At 64.5% G+C, this 18983-nt stretch carries 18 protein-coding genes; 14 read left to right on the forward strand and 4 right to left on the reverse strand.

Going from position 1 to position 18983, the window contains the following annotated elements; translation table 11 throughout:
* Positions 1 to 13: 13 nt before the first annotated feature.
* Together AC6UUM_RS03510 and crtD are read right to left on the reverse strand one after the other, a co-directional pair.
* Positions 14 to 850, reverse strand: a complete 837-nt coding sequence (locus AC6UUM_RS03510) for a carotenoid 1,2-hydratase family protein (RefSeq protein WP_500804897.1) — start codon at positions 848 to 850, stop codon at positions 14 to 16.
* A complete protein-coding gene (crtD, locus tag AC6UUM_RS03515; protein WP_500803968.1) occupies positions 847 to 2403 on the reverse strand; it encodes a 1-hydroxycarotenoid 3,4-desaturase CrtD in 1557 nt (518 codons plus the stop codon). The genes AC6UUM_RS03510 and crtD overlap by 4 nt, the downstream gene beginning before the upstream one ends.
* A gap of 90 nt (positions 2404 to 2493) precedes the next feature.
* Between crtD and AC6UUM_RS03520 the strand changes: the two genes are divergently transcribed.
* The 12 genes from AC6UUM_RS03520 to AC6UUM_RS03575 all read left to right on the forward strand — a co-directional run bounded on the left by AC6UUM_RS03520 (position 2494) and on the right by AC6UUM_RS03575 (position 14649).
* Positions 2494 to 3654, forward strand: coding sequence for a methyltransferase (locus AC6UUM_RS03520; RefSeq protein ID WP_500803969.1), 1161 nt, complete (start codon positions 2494 to 2496; stop codon positions 3652 to 3654).
* 200 nt (positions 3655 to 3854) lie between these two features.
* Positions 3855 to 4787, forward strand: coding sequence for a chlorophyll synthesis pathway protein BchC (gene bchC / locus AC6UUM_RS03525; RefSeq protein ID WP_500803970.1), 933 nt, complete (start codon positions 3855 to 3857; stop codon positions 4785 to 4787).
* Positions 4784 to 5779 carry a chlorophyllide a reductase iron protein subunit X gene (locus tag AC6UUM_RS03530; RefSeq protein WP_353197921.1) on the forward strand — a complete coding sequence of 332 codons (996 nt, stop codon included), beginning with the start codon at positions 4784 to 4786 and terminating at the stop codon, positions 5777 to 5779. Before bchC ends, AC6UUM_RS03530 begins: the two co-directional genes overlap by 4 nt.
* Positions 5772 to 7286 (forward strand): chlorophyllide a reductase subunit Y, encoded by a 1515-nt coding sequence (gene bchY, locus AC6UUM_RS03535; RefSeq protein WP_500803971.1) that lies wholly within the window; start codon positions 5772 to 5774, stop codon positions 7284 to 7286. Before AC6UUM_RS03530 ends, bchY begins: the two co-directional genes overlap by 8 nt.
* 1 nt (position 7287) lies before the next feature.
* Positions 7288 to 8736, forward strand: coding sequence for a chlorophyllide a reductase subunit Z (bchZ, locus tag AC6UUM_RS03540; protein WP_500803972.1), 1449 nt, complete (start codon positions 7288 to 7290; stop codon positions 8734 to 8736).
* A gap of 187 nt (positions 8737 to 8923) precedes the next feature.
* A complete protein-coding gene (gene pufB, locus AC6UUM_RS03545; protein ID WP_353197919.1) occupies positions 8924 to 9154 on the forward strand; it encodes a light-harvesting antenna LH1, beta subunit in 231 nt (76 codons plus the stop codon).
* Between the two features lie 12 nt (positions 9155 to 9166).
* Positions 9167 to 9349, forward strand: coding sequence for a light-harvesting antenna LH1, alpha subunit (gene pufA / locus AC6UUM_RS03550; RefSeq protein ID WP_353197918.1), 183 nt, complete (start codon positions 9167 to 9169; stop codon positions 9347 to 9349).
* A 139-nt stretch (positions 9350 to 9488) separates the two neighbouring features.
* A complete protein-coding gene (gene pufL / locus AC6UUM_RS03555; RefSeq protein ID WP_500803973.1) occupies positions 9489 to 10313 on the forward strand; it encodes a photosynthetic reaction center subunit L in 825 nt (274 codons plus the stop codon).
* A gap of 15 nt (positions 10314 to 10328) precedes the next feature.
* Positions 10329 to 11300 (forward strand): photosynthetic reaction center subunit M, encoded by a 972-nt coding sequence (pufM, locus tag AC6UUM_RS03560; protein WP_500803974.1) that lies wholly within the window; start codon positions 10329 to 10331, stop codon positions 11298 to 11300.
* Positions 11297 to 12436, forward strand: a complete 1140-nt coding sequence (pufC, locus tag AC6UUM_RS03565) for a photosynthetic reaction center cytochrome PufC (protein ID WP_500803975.1) — start codon at positions 11297 to 11299, stop codon at positions 12434 to 12436. The genes pufM and pufC overlap by 4 nt, the downstream gene beginning before the upstream one ends.
* A gap of 147 nt (positions 12437 to 12583) precedes the next feature.
* The gene (locus AC6UUM_RS03570; protein WP_500803976.1) at positions 12584 to 12796 is read left to right on the forward strand and encodes a hypothetical protein; all 213 of its coding nucleotides are present in this window, start codon (positions 12584 to 12586) and stop codon (positions 12794 to 12796) included.
* 122 nt (positions 12797 to 12918) lie between these two features.
* Positions 12919 to 14649: a flavin-containing monooxygenase gene (locus tag AC6UUM_RS03575; RefSeq protein ID WP_500803977.1), complete on the forward strand. Its 1731-nt coding sequence runs from the start codon at positions 12919 to 12921 to the stop codon at positions 14647 to 14649.
* 9 nt (positions 14650 to 14658) lie between these two features.
* On the opposite strand, the gene AC6UUM_RS03580 is transcribed toward AC6UUM_RS03575, so the two are convergent.
* A complete protein-coding gene (locus AC6UUM_RS03580) occupies positions 14659 to 15717 on the reverse strand; it encodes a fatty acid desaturase family protein (protein ID WP_500803978.1) in 1059 nt (352 codons plus the stop codon).
* Positions 15718 to 15826: 109 nt separating this feature from the next.
* Positions 15827 to 16969 (reverse strand): acyl-CoA dehydrogenase family protein, encoded by a 1143-nt coding sequence (locus AC6UUM_RS03585; protein WP_500804898.1) that lies wholly within the window; start codon positions 16967 to 16969, stop codon positions 15827 to 15829.
* 102 nt (positions 16970 to 17071) lie between these two features.
* Between AC6UUM_RS03585 and AC6UUM_RS03590 the strand changes: the two genes are divergently transcribed.
* Positions 17072 to 17647: a hypothetical protein gene (locus tag AC6UUM_RS03590; RefSeq protein WP_500803979.1), complete on the forward strand. Its 576-nt coding sequence runs from the start codon at positions 17072 to 17074 to the stop codon at positions 17645 to 17647.
* Positions 17648 to 17710: 63 nt separating this feature from the next.
* Positions 17711 to 18946 (forward strand): dipeptidase, encoded by a 1236-nt coding sequence (locus AC6UUM_RS03595; RefSeq protein WP_500803980.1) that lies wholly within the window; start codon positions 17711 to 17713, stop codon positions 18944 to 18946.
* The last annotated feature ends 37 nt before the right edge of the window (positions 18947 to 18983 follow it).

Raw genomic sequence — 18983 nt, forward strand, 5'->3', positions numbered from 1 at the left:
TTCACACCTTGCGTCAGACTTTTCTGGGCATCCGCCATGGCAGCATCCACTGCACCGCGCCCGTCGCGAACCGGTTCATGTTCAGCGACTCATGCACCGCCACCACATCCTCGCCCCACAGCCGCGTGGCCAGCGCCGTGCGGCTGTAGAAGGGCGTGTCTTCCCAGGTGGCGCGGACGCGGGCCGTGTAGCCGGCGTCGGCGCGGGTGAAGCGGTCGAGGCGCCAGGCGGTTTTGGGGAGGACGACGCGGGCGGGCATTTCCATGACTTCGGCCTGGCCGTTCGGGCCGATCTTCAGGGCCATGCCGAAATCGGTGCCGTCGCGCAGCTGGCCTTCGTACATCACCGCGGTGGAGCCGTCGGCGAGATGGGCTCTGCTCCACTGCCAGTCGGCAAAGCCGTCTTCCAGCGGTTCCGAGCCATGGTTGGCATCGAGATAGCCGGTGCCGGCCCAGCTGATTTTCGGGTTGGAGCAGGTCAGCTCCACCCGCGCGCAGGGGCCGAGCGGTTCCCAGATGTGGCGGCCGGATGGATCGAGGCGGAAGCGGCGCTGGCCGAACACCGTGGGGGTCACCCGCACCTGGCCGCGCACCGGCAGCGGCAGCACGGCGCTTTCTTCCTCGATGTCGATCACCAATGTCTGCCCGTCCCAGCGCACCTGGCTGGGGCCGATGCGCAGGGTGGTGCGATCGCGCCACAACGCGCCGGTGCCGCGCTCCGTCATCGCCCAGCGGCGGACACCCCGGCCATAGAGCGCGACGTTCAACGACACATGGTCTTCCGGTGCGCCGCGCCCGGCGGCCTTGTAATAGGGGGAGAAGACCGAGCCGATGAAGGCGATGATGGTCAGGCCATAGTGTCCGCAGTCGCTTTCGGCGTCGACATACCACCAGCGGTAGCCGCCGGGTGGAACGTCCTGGTCAAACCGCGGGCCTTGAGGATCGCTGCGCTCGCCAAGCGGCCGGACAAGGCCGCCATCGGCACGCCCGCTCCGGGATGCGCCGAGCCACTCGCCACCCAGAGCCCGGGCAGCTTCGTCTTGCTGCCAGGCCGGCGGAAGCTGGCCTGCCACCCGTGCGAGGCCCGACCATAAAGGGCCCCACCGCTCGAAGGGAAAAGTGCCTCGAACATCGCCGGGCCGACCGGCACCATCGCGGTCGGCTTCAACGTCAGCCCGCACCGGGCCAGCACGGCCAGGGTCGATCTCTGACATTGGGCCATCTCCTCATCGCTTGGTGGCTGCCCATCGCCAGTCGCGGGCGCATTGACGATCAACTGGAAGCGTTCCGGGCCCCCCGAAGGCACACGGATACCGCGATCCTGCGCACAAACATAGATGCTGGGTTCGGCCGGCAGGCGATGTTCGCCGAATATTTGCCGGAATTCGGCGGCATAGTCGGTGGAGAAGAAGACATTGTGGCGATCGAGATCGAATCCGCTGGCTTGCGCCGTCATCATGGTGACCAGGCCGGACAGCGATCGGTCCTGCGGTTTGACGCCAGTGACGGCGCGCGACGCCGCCGGGCCGAAGCGGCCATCGGCCAGCGCCGAAATGTCGCCGTTGGACAGGACATCGCCGCCGATGATCTCCTCGCCGCTGGCCAGTTTCACGCCGGCGGCGCGGCCATTGCGCACCATGATTTCCGACACATGCGCGTTGTAGACGAAGCGCGCGCCCAGCCGCTGCGCCAGCGCCGCGAGTTGGCGCGCCACCTCGTGCATGCCGCCATCGACCAGCCAGACGCCGCGCGCCTCCAGATGCGCGATCAGCATCAGGGTGGCGCTGGCCTGGAACGGATCGGCGCCGGTGTAGGTGGCATAGCGGCCATACAGCTGCAGCAGGCGCGGATCGCGGAAATAGCCGCCCAGCGCCTTCCACAAAGTCTGGAACGGGTTGATGGCGAACATTTCGTGCAGGTGGAACGGCGCGTATTTCAGCGTCAGGCCCAGCGGGTTCATCGCCGGGCTTTCCATGAAGCGGGTTTCCAGCGCGTTCCAGATGCGCGCCGCTTCGCGCTGGAACCGTTCCCAACCTTGCGCCTCCTGCGGCCCGGCAAAGGCGGCGACGGCATCGCGGCTGCGGGCGTGATCGGCCCATAGATCGAGGCGGCTGCCATCCTGCCAGGCATGGCGGGCGAGCGATTCGGATTTCACCAGGGTGAGATGATCATCCAGATGCGCGCCGGCATCGGCAAAGATGCGTTCAAACACCGGGCGGTGGGTGAAGACGGTGGGGCCGGCATCCACCGCGATACCGCCAACATCGACGGTGCGCAGCTTGCCGCCCGGCGCGCCCATGCGCTCCACCACGGTGACGGGAAGCCCACGCGCCGCCAGCAGCACGGCCGCGCTCAGCCCGCCCATGCCCGCACCGATGATGACAACGCCGTCAGGGCCTGCCAAGACGCTCTCCGTTCAAACCTGACTGACTGATGGATGATTGACCCGTTGCGCCATAGCTGTCCAGATCATTTGACAACAGGGGTTGCCTGAATGGTGGACGCAAATGCCTCTGCCGGCTGGAAACTGCGCTGGTTGAATGGGCGCAACCGCATGCTGGCGAACCCGGCATTCCAGCGTTTCGCCATGCGCGTGCCCATCTTCCGCCGCGTCGCGCGCTTCCATGCCAACGCGATGTTCGCCGTGATCACCGGCTTCGTGCAGACCAAGGCGCTGACGGCCACGGTGGATGCCGGGGTGATCCGCACCCTGGCGCAAGGGCCGGCCAGCACGGCCGATCTGGCGCAGGTGGCCGGCCTGCCGCTGGAGGCCATGCAGCGCCTGCTGGGGGCCGCCAAGGCGGTTGATCTGGTGGAGCTGGCGGCGCCCGATCTGTGGGTGCTGGGGCAGCGCGGCGCGGCGCTGTCGTCCAATCAGGGCGCGCTGGCGATGATCGAGCATCACAAGATTTTCTATGACGATCTCGCCGATCCGCTGGCGATGCTCGGCCGCGGTCGCGGGCAGGGCAAGCTCGCCGCCTTCTGGACCTATGCGCCTGCGGCCGGGCAGGGGCTGCCGGCAGCGGCCGATGCGGCAAGCTGGCAAGGCGATGGCGGCGGCGAAGTGGCGCCCTATTCGGCGTTGATGGCGGCCAGCCAGCCGATGGTCGCCGAACAGGTGCTGGATGCCTATCGATTCGGGTCGCACCAGTGCCTGATGGATGTCGGGGGCGGCCATGGCGGGTTCCTGGCCGAAGTGGCGGCGCGCCACCCGCGGCTGGCGATGAAATTGTTCGATCTGCCAGCGGTGGTCGATGGCGCCGGGCCGAAGCTGGCGGCGCGCGGGCTTTCCCATGTTGCGCTGCATGGCGGCAGTTTCCGCGATGATCCGCTGCCGCGCGGCGCCGATCTGATCAGCCTGGTGCGCATCTGCCACGATCATGACGATGCCGTGGTGCGGGCGCTGCTGGCCAAGGCGCATGCTGCGCTGCCGCCCGGGGGCCGCCTGCTGATTGCCGAACCGATGGCCGGCACGGCGGGCGCCGAAGTGATGGGCGATGCCTATTTCGGCCTGTATCTATGGGCGATGGGATCGGGCCGGCCGCGCACTGCGGCGGATTATCTGGCGCTGCTGGCCGATGCCGGCTTTGGCAAGGCCCGTGAAGTGTCCACGGCGCTGCCGATGGTGACGCGGCTGATCGTGGCCGAACGCTGACGGGGAAGGGCCATTTGCAGCGGATTGCTGAATCGCCAAATCCGTCAAGCCCTAAAGTGGACCGTCCTTGTCCAATTTTTTGCTTTGCGAAGCGTCAAGCGCGCTTTACAGCCGGCCGGGGCTTTGGATAGATTGCCGCAGGTTAGAGGGGCCTGGCCGGCTGCACAGCAGCTGGTCGACGCCCGTTCAGGGGTGATTGCATGGACACATTGGCCGTTGTTGTGGAGGAGCCTGAGCGCGTCGCCCTGCGTCGTCTCACGCTGGTTCCGCCCGACGCCGACGACGTGGTGGTGGAGGTGGATTATTCCGGCATCTCCATGGGCACGGAAAAATTGATGTACAACGGCACGATGCCGGCGTTTCCGGGCATGGGCTATCCGCTGGTACCGGGCTATGAAGCGGTGGGCACCATTGTCGATGCCGGCGCCAATCAGCAGGACCGCATCGGCCAGACGGTGTTCGTGCCCGGCTCCTCGAAATTCGAAGGCGCGCGCGGCTTGTTCGGCGGCCAGGCCCGCCGGGTGATCACCGGCGCGGCGCGGGTGATCCCGATGCCCGACGGCATGGGTGAACAGGCCGTGCTGATGAGCCTGGCGGCGACCGCGCAGCATGCGGTGGCAGGCGGCGCGATGCCCGATCTGATCATCGGCCACGGCGTGCTCGGCCGATTGCTGGCACGGCTGGCGCTGGCCGCCGGCGTGGAGCCGGTGGTGTGGGAAATCAACGACGCCCGCATGTCGGGCGGTGAAGGCTATCGGGTGATCAAGCCCGAAAGCGACGAGCGGCGCGATTACCGCTCGATCTACGACGCCAGCGGTGACCATCGCATTCTCGACCAGGCCGTCATGCACATGACGCGCGGCGGCGAGATCGTGCTGGCCGGCTTTTACAGCGAGCCGCTGTCGTTCAACTTCGCGCCGGCCTTCCGGCGTGAAGCGCGTATCCGCATCGCCACAGAGTTCCAGCCTGACGACCTGGCGACATGTTTCGCCATGGTGGGCAGCGGTGGGCTGTCACTCGAGGGCCTTGTGACGCACCGGGTTCCGGCATCCGCGGCCCCCACCGAATATGGCCGCGCCTTTTCGGACCCGACCTGTCTCAAGATGGTCTTCGACTGGAGAAATATCGCATGAGCATCAACGCACTTCTCGATCAGGTCGCCGCGCTTCGTGATGAGGCTGACCTGGAACCGGATCCCGTTCACACCGGTGAAGTCACCAAGGAAACCCAGATCATCGCCATTTATGGCAAGGGCGGTTCGGGCAAGAGCTTCGCGCTCGCCAACCTGTCCTACATGATGGCGCAGCAGGGCAAGCGCGTGCTGCTGATCGGTTGCGATCCCAAGAGCGACACCACCAGCCTGTTGTTTGGCGGCAAGGCGACGCCGACGATCATCGAAACCTCCAGCCGCAAGAAGCTGGCCGGCGAAGAATTGTCGATCGAGGATGTGTGCTTCCAGCGCGACGGCGTGTTCGCCATGGAACTGGGCGGCCCGGAAGTCGGCCGTGGCTGCGGCGGTCGCGGCATCATCCATGGCTTTGAAACCCTGGAAAAATTGGGCTTCCATGATTGGGGCTTCGATTATGTGCTGCTTGATTTCCTCGGCGACGTGGTCTGCGGCGGCTTTGGCCTGCCGATCGCCCGCGACATGTGCCAGAAGGTGATCGTGGTCGCGTCGAACGATCTGCAATCGCTGTATGTCGCCAACAATGTCTGCAAGGCGGTGGAATATTTCCGCAAGATGGGCGGCAATGTCGGCGTCGCCGGCATCCTGATCAACAAGGATGATGGTTCGGGCGAAGCCCAGGCCTTTGCCAATGCGGTGGGCATCCCGGTGCTGGTCAGCATCCCGGCCCACGATGACATCCGCAAGAAATCCGCCAATTATCAGATCATCGGCACCAGCGAGAGCCAGTGGGGCCCGCTGTTCGCCGAACTGGCCGAAGCGGTTGAAACCGCGCCGCCGGTGCGGCCGACCCCGCTCGATCAGGATGGCCTGCTGGGCCTGTTCAAGCCGGAAGATACCGGCGGCAATGTCGTGCTGAAGCCGGCCACCCAGGCCGATCTGCGCGGCGGCACCTATGAAACCAGGCCGACCCTGGAAGTGGTGTACGACAATGTCTGAGGAGCTTGCCCCCACCATCGAAGCGCTGCCGGTCGCCGAAGGCGCCGGCTGCCACGCCGGTGCCGATACGATGCGCGATGCGGCATCCAAGGCCGGCAAATCCGAAGTGCTCGATCGTTATGCCGCCGATTATCCCAAGGGGCCGCACGACCAGCCGCAATCCATGTGCCCGGCCTTCGGCTCGCTGCGCGTCGGCTTGCGCATGCGCCGCACCGCCACCATCCTGTCGGGTTCGGCCTGCTGCGTTTATGGCCTCACCTTCACGTCGCATTTCTATGGGGCGCGGCGCACGGTTGGCTATGTGCCGTTCAGTTCGGAAACGCTGGTCACCGGCAAATTGTTCGAGGATATCCGCGAAGCCGTGCACGACATGGCCGATCCGGCGCTCTACGACACGATCGTGGTGACCAATTTGTGCGTGCCGACCGCAAGCGGCGTGCCGCTGCAACTGCTGCCCGATCAGATCAACGGCGTGCGCATCATCGGTATCGATGTGCCGGGGTTCGGCGTGCCGACCCATGCCGAAGCCAAGGACGTGCTGGCCGGCGCGATGCTTCACTATGCCCGCAATGAAATCATGGCTGGCCCGGTCGCGGCGCCGGCCGTGATGCCGGACAAGCCGACGGTGACCCTGCTCGGCGAAATGTTCCCGGCCGACCCGGTGGGCATTTCGATGCTGCTGGAACCGATGGGCCTGACGACGGGGCCGGTGGTGCCGACGCGCGAATGGCGGGAACTGTATGCGGCGCTGGCGTCGCCGGTGGTTGCGGCGATTCACCCGTTCTACACCGCGGCCGTGCGGGAATTCGAAGCCGCTGGTCGCAGCATCGTCGGCTCTGCCCCCGTTGGCCGTGACGGCACCGCCGCCTGGCTCGCCGCCATAGGCGACGCCTTCGGCCTGCCGGCCGACAAGGTTGCCGCCGCGCAGAACAAGTGGCTGCCGGCGATTGCCGGCGCGCTGGCCGCCAAGCCGATCAAGGGCCGCATCACCGTTTCGGGCTATGAAGGCTCGGAATTGCTGGTCGCCCGCCTGCTGATCGAATCGGGCGCGGATGTGCCGTACGTGGGCACCGCCTGCCCGCGCACCAAATGGTCCGATCCTGATCGCGAGTGGCTGGAAGCCAAGGGGGTGCGAATCCAGTATCGCGCCAGCCTGGAGCAGGACATTGCCGCGGTGGAGGAATATGGCCCCGATCTCGCCATCGGCACGACTCCGGTGGTGCAGCATGCCAAGAGCAAGGCGACGCCCGGCCTGTATTTCACCAATCTGATCTCGGCTCGCCCGCTGATGGGCCCCGCCGGCGCCGGCAGCCTGGCGCAAGTGATCAATGCCGCGCTCGGCAACAAGGGCCGCTTCGACATGATGAAGGGCTTTTTCGCCGGCGTTGGCGAAGGCCATGCCGCCGGCATCTGGGAAGATGTTCCGGTTGACCGGCCGGAGTTCAAGAAGAAGTTTGCAGGCAAGATGATCGCCGCCGCCAAGGCGAGCGAAGCGATCGGGAACTGACATGCTGGTTTTGGACCATGATCGGGCCGGCGGCTATTGGGGCGCCGTGTACAGCTTCACTTCGGTGAAGGGCTTGCAGGTGGTGATCGATGGCCCGGTGGGGTGTGAAAACCTGCCGGTCACCTCGGTGCTGCACTATACCGACGGCCTGCCGCCGCATGAGCTGCCCATTGTCGTCACCGGCCTTGCCGAGGAGGAACTGGGCAAGACCGGCACCGAAGGCGCCATGAAACGCGCGTGGAAGACGCTCGATCCGTCGCTGCCGTCGGTGGTTGTCACCGGCTCCATCGCCGAAATGATCGGCGGCGGCGTGACGCCGGAAGGCACCAGCATCGTGCGCTTCCTGCCGCGCACCATCGATGAGGATCAGTGGCAATCGGCCGACCGGGCGCTGACCTGGTTGTGGAAGGAATTCGGGCCGAAGAAGATGCCGGCGCCCAAGGTGCGCAAAGAGGGCGAGAAGCCGCTCGTCAACATCATCGGGCCGCAATATGGCACGTTCAACATGCCATCCGATCTGGCGGAAATCCGCCGGCTGATCGAAGGCGTCGGTTGCGAAGTCAACATGGTGTTCCCGCTCGGCACCCATCTGGCCGACATTCGCCGCCTCGCCGATGCCTCGGTGAATGTGTGCATGTACCGCGAATGGGGCCGCAACCTGTGCGAGACGCTGGAACGCCCCTATCTGCAGGCGCCGATCGGGCTGGCCAGCACCACGGCCTTCCTGCGCAAGCTGGGTGAATTGACCGGGATCGATCCGGAACCGTTCATCGAGAAGGAAAAGCACACCACGATCAAGCCGCTGTGGGATCTGTGGCGCAGCGTGACGCAGGATTTCTTCGCCACTGCCAGCTTTGGCATCGTGGCCACCGAAACCTATGCGCGCGGCATGAAGGTGTTCCTGGAAGAGGACATGGGCATGCCCTGCGTGTTCAGTTTCCAGCGCAATGCCGGCGTGAAGCCCGACAACCAGGCGGTGCGTGAAGCCATCCGCACCACCAGCCCGCTGATCGTGTTCGGCAGCTACAACGAGCGCATGTACATGGCCGAGGCCAACAGCCGCTCGATCTACATCAACGCCAGCTTCCCCGGCGCCGCCATCCGGCGCCACACCGGCACGCCCTACATGGGCTATGCCGGCTGCACCTGGCTGATGCAGGAAGTGTGCAACGCCCTGTTCGATGCGCTGTTCTTCATCTTGCCGCTGTCCACCATGATGGACAAGGCCGATGCCACGCCGGCGCGGCTGCTGGAGGCGGTGCTGTGGGAGGATGACGCAAGGTCCGAGCTGGATCGCATGGTGGACAAGGAACCGGTGCTGGTGCGAATCTCCGCGGCGAAGCGTTTGCGCGACGCGGCAGAGCGTGCAACCCGCGACGCAGGTGAGAAAATCGTCACAATCGACCGGCTACATGCTGCCGCGCGACTTTATGAAGCACAAGCGGCGTGATTGGCACGTTCTCCCCCTTTTCAAACGATTACAAACTTGCCATGGTTGGCACAGACGGAATTGGCCTTGCGGGGGCAACCCCAATCGGTCTCAAGAACTTTGCGGTGGAATCATCCTACGCCGCAAAGCCGCCGGTCGGGCGGGGCTATGACGGCTTCGTGCGGCGGAACCATTCGGAGGTAAAGGCATGAGTGACAACAAGATTGGTCCGGGTACCTACCTGACCGACGCCGAAGCGAAGGAGTTCCATCGTGGCTTCGTCGTGTCGATGGCGTTTTTCGTGATTGTGGCGGTGATCGCCCACTGGTTGGTTTGGGTGTGGCGTCCGTGGTTCGGATCCAAGCGTCCGTATGCGGCCGTGGAAATCCACCAGATCCAGCAGGCGGACGCTTCGCGCACCGCTGCGCCGCTGGCTTAAGGAGCGACGAAAATGTGGAAGATCTGGCAAACATTCAATCCGCAGCGCATCCTGACCGCCTTGGCCGTGTTCCTGTTCACGCTGGCAGTCCTGATCCACTTCATCCTGCTCAGCACCGAACGCTACAACTGGCTCGACGGTGCCGAACCGGCCGCCGCTCCCACGGCCGCCATCGAAGCCAACCTGGCCGCCTGACGCAAGTCAGGCAGCCCGACCGGCTGATTCTGCTGACGTGATGGGCGGGTTCGTGAATACGCCCGCCCATCCGTCTTCAGAAAAACAGCCGATCACAGGTTTGCCGGCGTGAGTTGCGGGGTCGAGGAGGAGATGCGCCATGGCAGTGCTGAGTTTTGAACGAAAATATCGAGTGCGAGGCGGCACGCTCATCGGCGGCGACCTCTTCGATTTCTGGGTTGGTCCTTTTTATGTCGGATTCTTCGGGGTCACGACCACTTTCTTTGCTGCCCTCGGCACCGCGCTCATCCTGTATGGCGCCGCCATCGGGCCGACGTGGAACCCGTGGCTGATCAATATCGCGCCGCCGGACATCAGCTATGGCCTGGCGATGGCGCCCCTGAAAGAAGGTGGGTTGTGGCAGATCATCACGATTTGCGCGATCGGTGCCTTTGGCAGCTGGGCGCTGCGTGAAGTCGAAATCTGCCGGAAACTCGGCATCGGCTATCACGTGCCCGCAGCCTTCGGCATGGCGATCTTTGCCTATGTCACGCTGGTGGTGTTCCGTCCGATGCTGATGGGCGCCTGGGGTTATGGCTTCCCCTACGGGATTTTCCCGCACCTCGATTGGGTGTCGAACACCGGCTATCAATATCTGCATTTCCACTACAATCCGGCCCACATGCTGGCGGTGAGCTTCTTCTTCACCACCACGCTGGCGCTTGGTCTGCACGGCGCACTGGTGCTTTCGGCGGTCAATCCGGCCAAGGGCGAAGCCGTGAAATCGCCGGAGTATGAAGACACGTTCTTCCGCGACCTGATCGGGTACTCGGTGGGAACGCTCGGCATTCACCGTGTGGGCTTGTTGCTGGCGATGAACGCCGGCTTCTGGAGCGCGGTGTGCATCATCATCTCAGGACCCTTCTGGTCACGTGGCTGGCCCGAATGGTGGACCTGGTGGCTCAACCTGCCGATCTGGCGTTGAGGACGGACACGCACCATGGCTTATCAAAATCTCTTCACGCAGGTTCAGCTCCGCGGTGAGCTGGAACCCGGCGTGCCGCTGGGTCCCAACAACGATGCGCGCATCGGTCCGTTCGGCACCTCCTGGCTGATGGGCAAGCTGGGCGGCGCCCAGCTCGGTCCGGTCTACCTTGGCTCCCTCGGTGTTGCGTCGCTGATTGCGGGCTTCATCGCCATCGAGATCATCGGCCTCAACATGGCTGCCTCGGTGAACTGGGATCCGATCCAGTTCGTGCGCCAGTTCTTCTGGCTCGCGCTCGAACCGCCGCCGGCCAAATATGGCTTCACTGCCAACGTGCCGCTCAACGATGGCGGCTGGTGGATTGCCGCCGGCTTCTTCCTCACCGCCTCCATCCTGCTGTGGTGGGCCCGCACCTATGTGCGTGCCAAGGAACTCGGCATGGGCACGCACGTCGCCTGGGCCTTTGGTTCCGCCATCTGGCTGTATCTCGTGCTCGGCTTCATCCGGCCGATGATGATGGGCAGCTGGGCGGAAGCCGTGCCGTTCGGCATCTTCCCGCACCTCGATTGGACCGCGGCCTTCTCGATCCGTTATGGCAATCTCTTCTACAATCCGTTCCACGCACTCAGCATCGTCTTCCTTTATGGTTCGACCCTGTTGTTCGCCATGCACGGCGCCACCATCCTTGCGGTCGGCCGTTATGGCGGTGAACGCGAAATCGAACAGATCACCGATCGCGGCACCGCATCGGAACGTGCCGCCTTGTTCTGGCGCTGGACGATGGGTTGGAACGCCACGATGGAATCGATCCACCGTTGGGCGTGGTGGTTCGCCGTGTTGACCACCCTGACGGGCGGCATCGGCATCCTCCTGACCGGCACCGTCGTCGATAACTGGTATCTCTGGGCCGTGCAGCATGGCTTCGCGCTGGAATACCCCGCAACCGGTGTCATCGATCCCTCCACGCTTCCGGGAGCACCGCAATGAACGCGCTGAACAAGCTTGTGGCCATCGCGCTGCCGGCACTTCTGCTGGCGGGCTGCGAACTGGGGATGAAGGAACAGGAGCAGGTCGGCCCGCGCGGTACGGCTCTGGTGCTGATCAGTGATCCGGACAGCAAGGCCAAGGTCGGTGAAGTTCCGGCACCACCCTATGAACTCACCCCAGACATGCTGACCGGGCAAAAATCCCGTGAGGCCTACGAGAATGTCCAGGTGCTGGGCGATGTCTCGGTGGACGAGTTCAACTACACCATGCAGGCGATGACCAACTGGGTCGCGCCGGATGGCAGTGGGATCAAGGATGCTGGCTGCAATTATTGCCACAATCCTGAAAACATGGCGTCCGACGAGAAGTACACCAAGGTGGTCGCCCGCAAGATGCTGCTGATGACCCGCAAGGTGAATGCCGAATGGGTGCCGCACTTCTCCGGCCAGCAGAATGCCGGCGTGACGTGCTGGACGTGCCACCGCGGCCAGCCGGTCCCGGCCTACAATTGGTCCACGGCCGTTCCCGATCCGGGCACGATCGCGGGTAACAAGCGCGGCGGCAACACGCCGGCCAAGACGGTCGCTTATGCCAGCCTCGCCTATGATCCGTTCACGGATTATCTGGCTGGCAAGGAAAGCATCCGCGTCGGCGGCAAGGCCTTCCCGACCGCCGGCAGCAATGGCACCATCCAGCACACCGAGAAAACCTATGGCCTGATGATGCACATCAGCCAGGGCCTGGGCGTCAACTGCAGCTACTGCCACAACTCGAACAACTTCGCGAAGTGGGAAGACAGCCGTCCGCAGCGTGTGACCGCCTGGTATGGCATCCGCATGGTGCGGGATATCAACAACAACTATATCAGTGCGTTGGGCGATGTCTGGCCGGCGAATGGCAAGGGTGTCTATGGCAATCGCCGTGGTCCGCATGGCGATCCGCTGAAGGTCAACTGCGCCACCTGCCACCAAGGGGTGAACAAGCCGCTGGGCGGGTACAAGATGCTCAAGGACTATCCGGCGCTGAAGGGCAGCTATGACGCGGCCCCGGCACCGGCACCGGTGGTGGCAGCAGCACCTGCTGCCGCTCCCGCACCGGCCGCAACCGCGGCTGTTGAGCAAAAGCCCGCAGCCTGAACACCATCAAATGACGGAGAGGCCCGGCATCCCCCGGATGCCGGGCCTTTCTTATGGTTCCGTCAGAGCCAGCAGAATACCGAACCCTAGGCCAATCTTGCCTGAAACAGGTCTTGAGCATAGATTGCTCCCTGAAAGGTAAGGGATATGGACAAGCGTCGCCTGCCAAACCTGCTTCCCCTCATCATCCTCCCATCCGCTCTGGCGCCCATGCTGGGCATGGCTGCGGCGAGGGCGAATGTCATTGGCCCCAACCCGCAAACCTTCTTTGGACTGGGTGTTCTGACCGGGATCATCGTCTCGTTCCTTGTCTGGGAAATTGCGCGCCATTGGTTCGCAGGACCAGGCAGCGCCAATTGACCCGACAAGCCGCAAGGCAACACCGTCGCACCCAATAATCCCAGCTTCACGATGCCCGCGTGCGTGGTAGCGTCCAGGCAACAGTCCCTGGGGAGGGACATCGCTTGGGAGAGGGCAGGGCCATGGCAGAACGACTGGATGTGCTGATCGTCGGTGCGGGCTTTTCCGGCATGTACATGCTGATGAAGTGCCGCGAACAGGGCTTGAAGGTGCAAGTGATCGAAGCGGGCAGCGGTGTCGGCGGCACCTGGTATTGGAATCGCTATCCCGGCGCACGCGTCGATATCCAGAGCCTGGAATACAGCTTCGGCTTTGACGAAGCGCTGGAACGTGATTGGCGCTGGACCGAACGCTATGCGCCGCAGCCGGAACTGCTGGCCTATGCCAACCATGTCGCGACACGTTTCGATCTCAGCCGCGATATCCGCTTCAACACCCGCGTCACCGCCGCCCATTGGGATGCCGCTGCCGATGGCTGGACGGTGACACTGGATACCGGCGAAACCTTCGCCGCACGCTTCGTCGTGATGGCCACCGGGTGCCTTTCCGTGCCCACCGATGTCACCTTCCCCGGCATCGAGGATTATCAGGGCGCAATTTACCGTACCTCCCGCTGGCCGCACGACGGTGTGGATTTCACCGGCCAGCGCGTCGGCATCATCGGCACCGGATCGTCGGCAATCCAGTCGATCCCGATCATCGCCGCGCAGGCCGCGCAGCTCACCGTGTTCCAGCGCACGCCGAATTACAGCATGCCGGCGCACAACGGCCCGATTCCGGACGCGGATTTTCAGGAATGGCTGGCCGATCCCCGCGCCTATCGCGCCCGTTCCCGCGCCACGGTGGGTGGCTTCTGGAATGAAGCGCGTGAAGACGCCATCGCCACGCAAACCGCGCCGGACGAGATCGCGACGGAATTGGAACGGCGCTGGGCCTGGGGCGGTTTCCGGATTCTCAGCGGCTTTGCCGACCAGGCCATCGATCCGGCGGCCAACCAGATCATCGCCGATTTCGTGGCCGCCAAGATCCGCGAACAGGTGAAAGACCCCAAGGTCGCCGCGCTGCTCACGCCCAAGGATCACCCGTTCGGCACCAAGCGCCCCTGCGTCGATACCGGCTATTACGACACCTACAATCGCGACAATGTGGAACTGATCGATCTGCGCGCCGATCCGCTGGAAACATTCACCGCCACCGGCATCAAGACCGCACATACCAGCTTCAATTTCGACGCGGTGGTGCTGGCCACCGGCTTCGACGCGATGACCGGCGCCATCGAACGCATCGACATTCGGGGCGTAGGCGACGAAACCATCCAGGATCATTGGGCGGCGGGGCCGGAAACCTATCTCGGCCTGATGGTCGCCGGCTTCCCCAATCTGTTCCTGATCACCGGTCCGGGCAGCCCATCGGTGCTCACCAACATGATCCACAGCATCGAACAGCATGTGGAATATGTGGCGGACATCATCGCATCGCTGAACGCGGCCCAGGCTGGCCGCATCGAAGCCAGCAGGCAAGCCGAGAAACTATGGACCGACCATTGCGACCAGACCGCGGCGATGACGCTGCTGCCACAGGCCAACAGCTGGTACATGGGCGCCAACGTGCCCGGCAAACCCCGCCGCTTCATGGCCTATGCCGGCGGCCTGCACACCTATACCGACACGTGCAACGCGGTGAAGGCCAAGGGCTGGGAAGGCTTCGTGATCGCGCGGGGTGATCAGGTGCTGAGCGAGAGCCGCGATTTCACCAGCTACCCGCCGCCGCCCGAGAATATGGCGCCGCATCTGATGGAACTGGCGATGGGCCGCGTGGCCAAGTGGCTGGAGGCGCACGGCCAGCCAGCCTGACGCCTGCGGTCAGCCGCGCGCCGTGCCGGCGCTGGCCCACAACCGCGCCACCACGCCGGCCAGGCTGGGGTGGTTGCCGCCATGGAAGGCGTTGTTCGCGGGCAATTCCGCCAGCAGCCGGCGATGCGCTTCGCCCAGCGCATGATAGGGCAGGCCGGGCAGCAGATGGTGCAGCGCGTGATAACGCAGGCCCACCGGCGCCCACAGCGCCGGCAGCAGCGCCGGCGGCGGCACGTTCACACTGTCGAGATATTGCGCGGTGATGCTCATTTCCGCGCCATCATTCTCCCACAGATGCGCGGCGAGCGTGCGCACCTGGTTGATCACCATGCTGGCCGACAGCACGCCCAGCCAGATCAGGAAGGCACGCAGCGGGATGGTCCCGGTGGCAACCAGAGCCAGCACGGCGATGACGAACAGCGACGTTGCCGCCTCCATCACATTCCAACGCGTCATCGCCGGGCCGGCCGGCGGCTCGCGGCGGAAATCCGGATTGATCGACAGCGCCGACAGCCGTTCCCGCACGAAATCGCGCACCGGCGGCAGCAGCGACAGCGGCGCCAATATGGCCCAGCGGATGATCAGCCCGATCGGCCCCAGCGCGGAGACTGCCACGAACAGCGGCAGGCTGAGCTTGGGCTTCAACGCCAGCGCCATGTACTCCGGGTCGCGCACCGTGCCGTAACGGTTCCTGGCGTGATGCAGCGTATGCACGCCCTCATACATGAAACTCGGGATCATCAACGGGATGCCGGCCACCAGGTTCCAGCCCAGGCGATAGAACGGCACGCTGTCCGGCTTCATATGGGTGATTTCGTGAATGAAGCTGCCCAGCCGGTACAGGCTGAGCACGGCCGCAACCGCAATCACCGCCTGCGCCGCCACTGGCAAACCCGGCAACAGGATCAGCGCCGCCAGCGCGCCCCAGCCGACCATCGCCGACGCCAGCGTGTCCAGCCAATAGATCGCCGGCCGATACGCGCCCAGCTCGCGGCCCAAGGTGGCGGCCAGCTTGATCAGCGCCATGTCCTCGCCGGCCATGGGGCGGGCGGTGCTGGCTTTGATCACAGGCACTTCGGCGTTCATACCACCTATATGGCCGCAAATTGCGTCCGGTTAAGGGCAGAAACCCGGCAAGGTCGCAGCCGATGATGTCGCAGGCGGGCCGCAGTGACGGTCAGATCGTCCGGCTCACCACTTCCTTCATGATTTCGCTGGTGCCGCCATAGATGCGCGCCACGCGGGCGTCGCGCCACAGGCGGGCGATGGGGTATTCGTTCATGTAACCGGCGCCGCCGTGCAGTTGCAGCGCCTCGTCGCACACGCGGCCTTGCAATTCGGTGTGCCACAATTTGGCGGCGCTGGCTTCGGCTGCGGTCAATTTGCCCTCGATCAGTTTTTGCAGACCCCAATCGATATGCGCCCAGCCGACCTGCAATTCGGTCTTCAAGCCCGCCAGCACGAACTTGGTGTTCTGGAAATCCCACACCGTCTTGCCGAACGCCTTGCGATCCTTGACGAACTTCACGGCTTCATCAAAGGCGCGCTGCGCGCCGGCCTGGGCGGAGATGGCGATGGAGAGGCGCTCCTGCGGCAACTGGCTCATCAGATAGATGAAGCCCTTGTTCTCCTCGCCAAGGCAATTGGTCATCGGCACGCGCACGTCGTTGAAGAACAATTCGGAGGTGTCGGCGCTGTTCTGGCCGATCTTGTCGAGGTTGCGGCCGCGGGCGAAGCCTTCGCGGTCGGCTTCGACCAGGATCAACGAGGTGCCCTTGGCGCCCTTGTCCGGATCGGTCTTGGCGACAACGATGATCAGATCGGCATTCTGGCCGTTGGTGATGTAGGTTTTCGAACCGTTGATGACATAGTGGTTGCCATCCTTGCGGGCGGTGGTCTTCACGCCTTGCAGGTCGCTGCCGGCACCGGGTTCGGTCATGGCGATGGCGGTGATGATCTCGCCCGAAATCATCTTGGGCAGATATTTCTGCTTCTGCTCTTCCGATCCATAGGCGATCAGGTAATCGGCGATGATGTCCGATTGCAGGGTGATGCCGGCGGAAGACCCGGCATAGGAGAGTTCCTCATCGACGATCGCGTTGTAGCGGAAATCCAGGCCCAGCCCGCCATATTCTTCCGGCACGCCGGGGCACAACAGACCGGCATCACCGCAGGCGCGCCAGAAATTGCGATCGACCAGGCCCTCTTCCTCGTAACGGTCGAGATTGGGGATCAGCTCCTTTTCGAAGACCTTGCGCACCGTATCGCGGAACGCGGTTTCATCGGGGCCATAAACGCGGCGGTCGGCGGCTTCGAGCATGGGAAACTCCGTGGCTGGGCTGATGCCATTGCTATCGCCCATCGCTTGCCGCTGCGTCACCTGTTTGGCAAGACAGGGTCCGGCAAACGCGGAGCATCGATCATGCGGCATGATGGCAGGGCGCTCGCGGCGCAGTTCCTGTGGTGCCAGGCGCTGTTTCCGGCGTCGGTGCTGCTGCACGAACTTGGCCATGTGTTGGTGGGCCTGGCCGGCGGCTTCCCGATGAAGTTGCATTTCTCCAGCGCCAGCGGCTTGCCCGAAGCGCCGCCGTGGGGCGGGGCGCCGCTGCTGGTCGGGCTGGCATCGCTGGCCGGCCCGGCGGTGACGCTGCTGCTGGTGGCGATCGGCCTGCGGTATCGCGGCCATGCCTGGGGGGCGCCGTTGGTAATGGCGGCGATCCTGCGCTTTGCCGGCAACATCATCTATATGCTGCAACAGGGCTTTGTGCTGGCGGGCATTGCCGAACCTTCCAATCCGAATTTCGATGAAATCGTCGGCGCCGCTGCCTTGGGGCTGCCGCCGCAAGGGATGGCGGCGGTGGGCGCCATCCTGTTTGTGGCGGCGCTGGTCTGGCTGTGGCGCCAGGCGGGCGTGCGCGGATTTTTCATGTTGGTGGGGGGCAACGGCGCCGCCATGGCGCTGTGGTTCGGGGCGCTGGGGCCGATGCTGCTGCCCTGATCAAATTGCCCTCCGATCAAATTACCCCTTGTCAGGTGCCGGCTTCTGGCGTGGATTGGTGCCATGCGCACCCTCATTCTCACCCTCGCCATCCTTTCCGCCCTTCCCGCCCACGCGCTGGAAGATCCGTATCTGAAACGCGCCGAGGCGGTGCTGAAGCGCCAGCCGATCATCGATGGCCATAATGACTGGCCGGGCGCGCTGCGCGGCAGTTTCGGCGAAAGCTGGTGGCAGAAGGATCTGAAGGAAGACAGCCGCACCTACAAGCGCCCGCTGGACACCGACATCACGCGCCTGCACCAGGGCCGCGTCGGCGGGCAATTCTGGAGCGTCTATGTGCCGGCCACCGTCACCGGGCCGGCGGCGGTGAAGGCCACCATCGAACAGATCGATATCGTCCGCGGCTTCGTGGCGAAATATCCAGCCGATTTCGAGCTGGCGAGCACCGCCGCCGACATCCGCCGCATCCAGAAAACCGGCAAGGTCGCCAGCCTGATGGGCGTGGAAGGCGGCAGCCAGATCGACAATTCGATGCCGGTGCTGCGCATGTATCACACGCTGGGTGTGCGCTACATGACGCTGACCCACACGAAGCACAACGACTGGGCCGACAGCGCCAACGAGATCGCGCGGGCCGCACCGCTCAGCGACTATGGCAAGGCGATCGTGCACGAAATGAACCGCATCGGCATGCTGGTGGACTTGAGCCATGTGTCGCCCGGCACGATGAAGGCGGTGCTGTCGGTGACACGCGCGCCGGTGATGTTCTCGCATTCCTCGGCGCGGGGGGTGAATGATCATGTGCGCAATGTGCCCGACGATGTGCTGGCCCTGGTGAAGGCCAACGGCGGCATCGTGATGGTCAATTATGCGCCGGGCTTCATCAATGGCGCGCGGCAGGCGTGGGAGGCCGCGCGGGCCGGCGAGCGGACGCGGTTGGCGGCGCTGTATCTGGCGCAGCCGGAGCGGGTGGCCGAAGGCTTCGCGGCCTGGTTGAAGGCCAATCCGCTGCCGCCCGTCGGCATCAAGGATGCGGCCGACCATGTCGATCACCTGGTCAAGCTGGCCGGGATTGATGCGGTGGGCATCGGCGGCGATTTCGACGGGCTGGAAAATCTGCCGACCGGCCTGGAAGGCGTGGAAACCTACCCGGCCTTGATCGCCGAACTGCTGCGCCGCGGGTATAGCGAAGCCGATTGCGAAAAGATCGCCGGCGGCAACCTGCTGCGCGTGCTGGAAGCGGCGGAGAAGGTGGCGGCCGGCATGGCGGGCGAACTGCCGCCGGATGTGAAGCCGTAAGGCCACGATCAAGACGGCAATCCGCCCGGGCCGGTAG

The organism is Sandarakinorhabdus sp., assembly GCF_987265915.1.